This window comes from Methanobrevibacter sp. (assembly GCF_015062935.1).
Lineage (GTDB): Archaea > Methanobacteriota > Methanobacteria > Methanobacteriales > Methanobacteriaceae > Methanocatella.
This window is the reverse complement of sequence record NZ_SUTM01000010.1, coordinates 82,526-90,454: the sequence shown is the minus strand read 5'-3', so window position 1 is coordinate 90,454 and position 7,929 is coordinate 82,526. Positions and strand designations below refer to the sequence as shown.

The 7,929-nt window shown below is 36.2% G+C and carries 6 protein-coding genes; 3 read left to right on the top strand and 3 right to left on the bottom strand.

All coding sequences use genetic code 11. The features are described from left to right. The coding region (locus E7Z81_RS06380) for a Cna B-type domain-containing protein (RefSeq protein ID WP_292745492.1) at positions 1-3,052 on the top strand (3,052 nt) is incomplete at its 5' end. Between the two features lie 499 nt (positions 3,053-3,551). On the opposite strand, the gene E7Z81_RS06375 is transcribed toward E7Z81_RS06380, so the two are convergent. Beyond that, positions 3,552-4,175, bottom strand: a complete 624-nt coding sequence (locus tag E7Z81_RS06375) for a CatA-like O-acetyltransferase (RefSeq protein WP_292745490.1) — start codon at positions 4,173-4,175, stop codon at positions 3,552-3,554. A 74-nt stretch (positions 4,176-4,249) separates the two neighbouring features. Here E7Z81_RS06375 and E7Z81_RS06370 point away from each other — a divergent pair, with 74 nt between their 5' ends. After that, a complete protein-coding gene (locus E7Z81_RS06370; RefSeq protein WP_292745488.1) occupies positions 4,250-5,581 on the top strand; it encodes an FAD-dependent oxidoreductase in 1,332 nt (443 codons plus the stop codon). A gap of 30 nt (positions 5,582-5,611) precedes the next feature. Beyond that, positions 5,612-6,592, top strand: coding sequence for an Mrp/NBP35 family ATP-binding protein (locus E7Z81_RS06365; protein WP_292745486.1), 981 nt, complete (start codon positions 5,612-5,614; stop codon positions 6,590-6,592). Here E7Z81_RS06365 and E7Z81_RS06360 read toward each other — a convergent pair. Continuing rightward, positions 6,579-6,974 (bottom strand): hypothetical protein, encoded by a 396-nt coding sequence (locus tag E7Z81_RS06360; protein WP_292745484.1) that lies wholly within the window; start codon positions 6,972-6,974, stop codon positions 6,579-6,581. The two genes, E7Z81_RS06365 and E7Z81_RS06360, sit on opposite strands and share 14 nt — an antisense overlap. Positions 6,975-6,998: 24 nt before the next feature. Further along, positions 6,999-7,901: a peptide-methionine (S)-S-oxide reductase MsrA gene (gene msrA / locus E7Z81_RS06355; protein ID WP_292745481.1), complete on the bottom strand. Its 903-nt coding sequence runs from the start codon at positions 7,899-7,901 to the stop codon at positions 6,999-7,001. Between the last annotated feature and the right edge of the window lie 28 nt (positions 7,902-7,929).

Here is a 7,929-nt window from a genome sequence, read left to right as displayed (position 1 = left end):
TGATGTTGATAATCAGGATGGTGTTAGGCCTGTTAGTATTGTTGTTGTGTTGAGTAATGACACTGGTGTTGTTGCTGAATATGAGTTGAATGATGCTAATGGTTGGAAACATACTTTCAAGGATTTACCTGTTTATGTTAACGAGGGTGCTTTGATTAATTATACTGTTGTGGAAAAACTTGTTCCTGCTGATTATAAAGCTGTGACTGTTAAGGTTGACGGTTATAATTATATAATCAATAACACTCATGTTCCTGAGGTTACTAATGTTAGTGTTGTTAAAGTTTGGAACGATAAGGACAATCAGGATGGTGTAAGGCCTGATGAGATTGTTGTTGAGTTGTTGGCTGATGGTGTTGTGGTTAATAGTGCTGTTTTGAATGCGTCTAATGGTTGGAGTTTTACTTTTGCTGGTTTGGATGTTTATAAGCATAATGGTACTGTGATTGTTTACACTGTTAATGAGTCTAGTGTTCCTGCTGGTTATTCTGTCAGTATTGATAGTGATGATCGTGGTAATTGGACTGTTACAAATACTCATGTTCCAGCTGTGACTGATGTTAGTGTTGTTAAAGTTTGGAATGACAATAGTAACCAAGATGGTGTTAGACCTGTTAATGTTACTGTTGTTTTAGTTGCTGAAGGCAATATTGTTGATAGTGCTGTTTTAGATGCTTCTAACGATTGGAGTGCTTCTTTCAAAAACTTACCAGTCTATAATGCTGGTGAACTGATTGAGTATTCTGTTGAAGAAGTTGGCATTTCTAATTATACTAGTGTTGTTTCTAATGATACTGCATATGATTGGACTGTTACAAATACTCATGTTCCTGCTGTGACTGATGTTTCTGTTGTTAAAGTTTGGAATGATAATAGTAACCAAGATGGTGTTAGACCTGTTAATGTTACTGTTGTTTTAGTTGCTGATGGTAATGTTGTTGATAGTGCTGTTTTAGATGCTTCTAACGATTGGAGTGCTTCTTTCACTGATTTGCCTGTCTATGATGCTGGTAATGTGATTGTGTATTCTGTTGAGGAAGTTAGTGTTGCTAATTATACTTCTGTTATTTCAGTTGATTCAGCGTATGACTTTACTGTTGTTAACACTCATGTTCCTGTTGTAACTAATGTAAGCATTGTTAAAGTTTGGAATGATGCAGATAATAATGATGGTGTAAGGCCTGTTAATGTTACTGTTGTTTTAGTTGCTGATGGTAGTGTTGTTGATAGTGCTGTTTTAGATGCTTCTAACGATTGGAGTGCTTCTTTCACTGATTTGCCTGTCTATGATGCTGGTAATGTGATTGTGTATTCTGTTGAGGAAGTTAGTGTTGCTAATTATACTTCTGTTATTTCAGTTGATTCAGCGTATGACTTTACTGTTGTTAACACTCATGTTCCTGTTGTAACTGTTGTTAATGTTACTAAAGTTTGGAATGACAATAACAATCAAGATGGTGTTAGACCTGTTAATGTTACTGTTGTTTTAGTTGCTGATGGTAGTGTTGTTGGTTCTGCTGTTTTGGATGCTTCTAACGATTGGAGTGCTTCTTTCACTGATTTACCTGTCTATGATGATGGTGAAGTGATTGAGTATTCTGTTGAGGAAGTTAGTGTTGCTAATTACACTTCTGTAATTTCTGTTGTTGGAGATTATGATTTCAGTGTTGTTAACACTCATGTTCCTGTTGTAACTGTTGTTAATGTTACTAAAGTTTGGAGGGACAATGACGATCAAGATGGTGTTAGACCTGTTAATGTTACTGTTGTTTTAGTTGCTGATGGTAGTGTTGTTGGTTCTGCTGTTTTGGATGCTTCTAACGATTGGAGTGCTTCTTTCACTGATTTACCTGTCTATGATGATGGTGAAGTGATTGAGTATTCTGTTGAGGAAGTTAGTGTTGCTAATTACACTTCTGTAATTTCTGTTGTTGGAGATTATGATTTCAGTGTTGTTAACACTCATGTTCCTGTTGTAACTGTTGTTAATGTTACTAAAGTTTGGAGGGACAATGACGATCAAGATGGTGTTAGACCTGTTAATGTTACTGTTGTTTTAGTTGCTGATGGTAATGTTGTTGGAACCACTGTTTTAGATGCTTCTAACGATTGGAGTGCTTCTTTCACTGATTTACCTGTCTATGATGCTGGTGAAGTGATTGAGTATTCTGTTGAGGAAGTTAGTGTTGCTAATTACACATCTGTAATTTCTGTTGTTGGAGATTATGATTTCACTGTTGTTAATACACACGTTCCTGTTGTGACTGCTGTAAATATTACAAAAGTCTGGATGGACAATAACAATACTGACGGTGTAAGACCTTCTAGTGTAACTGTTGTTTTAGTTGCTGATGGTAATGTTGTTGGTTTTGCTGTTTTAGATGCTTCTGACGATTGGAGTGCTTCTTTCGAAAACTTACCTGTCTATAAAGACGGTAATATGATTGAGTATTCCGTTGAAGAAATTAGCGTTGCTAATTATACCACTGCGATTTCAGTAAATGGAGCACATGATTTCACTGTTGTTAATACACACGTTCCTGTTATTACTGCAGTAAACATTACTAAAGTTTGGAAAGACACAGAAGAAAAAGAAAAGACCAGTACACCAGAAATAGAAATTATTCTATATGCTGATGGTGTTCCTGTTGCTAATGCTACTTTATTCCCAGGCAATGACTGGAAATTATCTTTCGATGACTTGCCTGTATATCACGATGGTAAAGTAATCAATTATACCATTGGAGTTATTGAGAATAACCATACTGTTAATATGACAAGTGATGAGGGTAATTTCACAATTTTAACCCCTACTTCAGATAACAATCAAACAAATGATACAGTAAACAATACCAATACTACAAATGAGGTTGATGATACTGTTCCTGTTGAGCCTGAAGTTCCGGTTAATCCAGAAAACCCTGATCATCCTGTTCCACATAAACAACATGTGCCAAAACACATTAAACACGAAACACTTGCTACCGGTAACCCAATTGTGTTACTGTTGTTAGCTTTGTTTATCCCATTTATAAGAAGAAAAGAAAATTAAATATTTTGGGGAGTTAAATTACTCCTTCTTTTTTTATTTTTTAATTGCGAATCATTTTTCAAAAATTATTTGTGGTGTTTATTTTAATTTTGCATATCCTATTTTTCATACTTTCAATGCCAATGTTTTGAAATTCAGCATCTATATATTAGAATAATGAAAGGCATTTCAAAAACATATTCTCTTAAAAATTACATATATATTCTTAAAACTATTTTTTCCTAAATTTTCCAGTAATGGTTTTGAGTAACCTATTAATATATATTAATGTTTAATTGCCTATTTTTCTTAAATAAGTTAAGTTTATATGGATTATTCAATAATAGATTATACAAGGGATTTACTTTTAAGTAAACCTCTATTGGGAAACCAAATTGATTAGTTTTAATGTCTAATACGGAATATTGTGGGGATTTTTTCTCTACAATAAGGCATTAATTTTTTTTATTAAAATTTTTCTATTTTTACACATTATATTTTCTGAATAATGTGAGTTTGATTAAAATTGATTAAACTCTTTTTGCGCATTTTCAAAAAAGTATCCGAGCTCACGGCCGTTAACGAAAATATGGTTGACTGTAATTGAAATGCTCATTTCATAATCATCATTCACTTTTCCCCAGGTTATTAACGGCTGAATTTGCCTTCCGTTTAAAACGCAGTTGGTAATGCAGTCAAAATCGACCCACGGAATGCAGGAAAAGTTTGCAATGTTTGTAAAGTCTCTTTTCTCCATCTCCAATGTAAATCCTTCATTTTCACCTTTCAAAATGGCCTGTGAGAGGCCTCTTACATAATCGTGCCATTCTAAAATATCGCCAAACTCCTGTGGTGTTTTGACTCTCATTTCCCTGTAAATCTCATTTTCTTCATCCATTATGGGAGTGGCTCCGTCAAGATAGTCATATTCGACCGCTTTGCCGTCGATTATTCTTCTTTTAAGATTGTCAACTGAGTTTACTGCATTCATAAGACATCCAAGGCTCATCACAAAAAATGATTTGTCATTTTCATGACACCATTTCCACAGACTTTCAACATTAACTCTTGCACACATGACATAGCGTGATGATAAAAAATTAATAAAAGGGTTTTCGTCCAAATCAAAATCAATTTCTTTCATATTTTAACCTTAATCTTTTTATACTATATTTTATTATATTATATATTGTATAAATCATATACGGTTTTGTTAAAATGAAAGTAGTAATTGTCGGTGGAGGAGCTGGAGGAATCTCAACAGCTTCAAATATACGTAAACTTAATAAAGAAATAGAAATTACAGTAATCACAAGAGACAATAAGGTAGCATACTCTCCATGCGCTATTCCTTATGTATTGTCTGGTAAAATAGAATCTTTTGATGATATTGTAATGAGAACTCCTGAAGATTATAAGGAAAAAGACATTGATGTAATCATCGAAGCAGAAGTAACTGCAGTCGATTCCGATAAAAAAACAGTAACCTATGAAAAGGATGGCAAGGAAACTGTTTTGGATTATGACAAACTTGTTCTTGCAACCGGTGGAAGTCCGTTCATCCCTCCAATGCAGGGCGTGGACCTTGATGGAGTATACAGAATCAGAAATATTGATGACGGTATTAAAGTGCAGGAAGCAATGAAAGAGGCTAAAAGCGCTATCGTCACTGGTGCAGGTTTAATCGGTATTGAAATTGCATACGCACTTAAAAAACAGGGTTTGAATGTTATCTTAAGTGAAATGCTTCCTCAAATCGTTCCAAGGTCTCTTGATAAAGATATGTCTGATATTCTGGTAAAATACCTTGAAATGGAAGGAATCAAAGTGGTATTGGGCAAACCGATCACCAAGCTTTTAGGTGACGGAAAAGTTGAAAGGGCATGCTTCGGCGATGAGGAAATATATGACGCTGACATGGTAATCATGGCAACAGGTGTCAGGGCAGAACTTAAACTGGCTGAAATGGCAGGATGTGAAATCGGAAGATGGGCAATCCTTGTAAACGACAGAATGGAAACCTCAGTTGAAGACGTTTATGCAGTAGGGGACTGTGTAGAATCCAAAGACCTTATTTTAGGTTCAAACACCATATCCCAATTAGGTACAACTGCTGTTCGTGAATCAAAAACATTGGCACGTACAATCTGCGGTAAAAAATCCAAATTCAACCCTGTATTGAACTCAATGGTGTCAAAAGTCGGAAAACTGGAATTCGGTGCAGTAGGTTACACAACAAGTTTCGCTCAGCAGAACAGAATCAGACCTGTTGTTCAAAAAGTGGAAGCTCTTACAAGGGCAAGATACTATCCTAATGCAAAACCAATGGACATTAAGGTTATATGTGACGGAAACGGAACCATTATAGGATGCCAAATCATAGCAGAGGAAAGGGTAGCTGAAAGAATCGATACCATGACACTGGCTATCACCGAAGGTTTGACCTGCTTTGACTTAAGCAATATGGAATTCGCTTATGCGCCGCCCGTATCAATGGTTACAGATCCGCTAATACTTGCAGTTGAAGAAGTAAGTAAAAAATTCAATTAAATAAACTAAAAATTAAGGGGGAGATATATTATGCCGGAACATGGACACGGTCATCATGGTCACGGGGGTCAGATGACTCCTGAACAACAAAAACAAATGATTGAACAGGAAATAAGACTTGCTAAAAATCTTGGTCAAATCAAACATAAAATTGTGGTTATGAGTGGAAAAGGAGGAGTCGGAAAATCCACAGTAGCTGCCAATCTTGCTGAAACCTTACAGAAACAAGGCTTTAAAACAGGTATTTTGGATGCTGATATTCACGGACCGAACATTCCTAAAATGCTGGGCCTTGAACTTTACGGTGAAAATTTCCAGAACTATCAGTTTGAAGTATTCAGAGACCTTACAGAAGGAGCAATGGCAAAAGAAACATTTGAAAATGATGAGCAGAAAGCTGAATTCATCAAAGCAAAACAGGAAGAGTACAAACATTCAATGTTTCCGGTTACCACTCCAAGCGGTCTTAAAGTAATGTCAATGGCATTCCTTTTGGAAAATATCGACACACCAATCATATGGAGAGGTCCTCAAAAAACCGGAGCAATCAGACAGCTCATATCTGACTCTCACTGGGGAAGTCTTGATTATTTAATCATTGACAACCCTCCTGGAACTGGGGACGAACCTTTAACAGTATTGCAAACCATTCCTGATGCTGATGCGGTAATTATGGTAACAACACCTAACGTCGTATCACAGGAAGACGTTTTGAAATGTGTTAAAATGGTTGAGATGATGAATATTGATAAAATAGGCCTTATTGAAAACATGGCTTACTATATCTGTCCTCACTGTTCAGAAAAGCTTCATGTATTTGGAAAAGGAAATGGTGAGAAATTCGCTGAAGAGATGGAAATCACCTATTTGGGCGACCTTCCAATAGAAGAAAAAGTTTCAGATTCACCTAATCAGGAAGGTGTAATATCAACACTCGACCCGAATGATGAAGTATCAAAAAGATTTGCTGAAATCGTTTCTGAAATTCAGAAAGATTTCATAAAAGACTAGTGTTAATTATATAGCTGACACGAGCAATATTTACGATGTATCCTAAGAAATTAGGATCTTCTTTTAATTTTTTAAAATAATCTAATTTTTCTATAATGTAGTCCTTATTTTCATCCATTACATTCAATGAGAAGTACTGCATTCCGTTGATGTATTCGGCTTCGTCGGTAAAGACGGGAACCAGATATTCGCCGTCATTGGCATATGGGATTTTTACAGGCTTTGAATCTTCTGTTGAAATTATGAAATATTTGTCACGGATGTATTGTCTTATTTCATCTTCGGTTTTTTCAATAGCTTTCTGGTTTTGATTTTCTCCGTGCATATAAATCATGTTGATGTGATTTTTAAGCTCCGGATGTTTTATGTCTTCAATTTTCATTGTATCATATTTCTATATTTTGTATTATTTATCTTTTTCAAATTCCTCTTTCGGTATGAATTTAAGGGCCGCTGAATTGATGCAGTAGCGCGGACTTCCTCCGGGTCCGTCGTGGAAAAGATGGCCGAGATGTGAGTTTGCCTTTGCGCTTCTAACCTCTATTCTGGTTGTTCCGTGTGAAAAGTCCCTGTGTTTTTTAATCACGTCCTCGGATATGGGTTTTGAAAATGCAGGCCATCCGCACCCTGAGTCGAACTTGTCCTCTGAAGAGAAGAGAACTTCACCATCAACCACATCCACATATACACCATCCTCAAAAAAATCATCATACTTGTTGGCAAATGGAGGTTCTGTTAAAGACAGCTGTGTTATTTCATATTCCTCTTGGCTCAAGTGGTCGAATTCTTTATCATCTATTAAATTTAAATCAACATGACAATATCCCTGAGGGTTTTTCTCAAGGTATTTCTGATGATACTCCTCCGCCGGATAAAAACTGGAAATGGCATGAGCCTCCACTACAATCCTTCGAGCTGAAAGCTTCTGCTTTGTTGATAAAAACCTCAAAACATCCTTCATCTGTGAGTCTTCCTGCCAGTAGATTCCTGTACGGTATTGTGTTCCCACATCAGCCCCCTGACGGTTTCTGGAATAGGGATCGATAATCCTGAAAAAATTCTCCAGAATGCTTTCCAAAGTAATGATTTTAGGGTTGTATGTCGCCTTTACAGTTTCTGCATGGCCTGTTTTTCCGCTGCAGACCTTTTCATATGTAGGGGCCAAATCCCTTCCGTTGGCATAGCCCACTTCTGTGTGATTGACTCCCTTAAGACGTGAAATGAATGCTTCAACACCCCAGAAGCACCCTCCCGCCAGATAGATAACTTGCTGTTTTTCAAACATGTTAAATAATTTGTCGTTAATCATAAAATATTTTTATTAAAAAAATCAAACC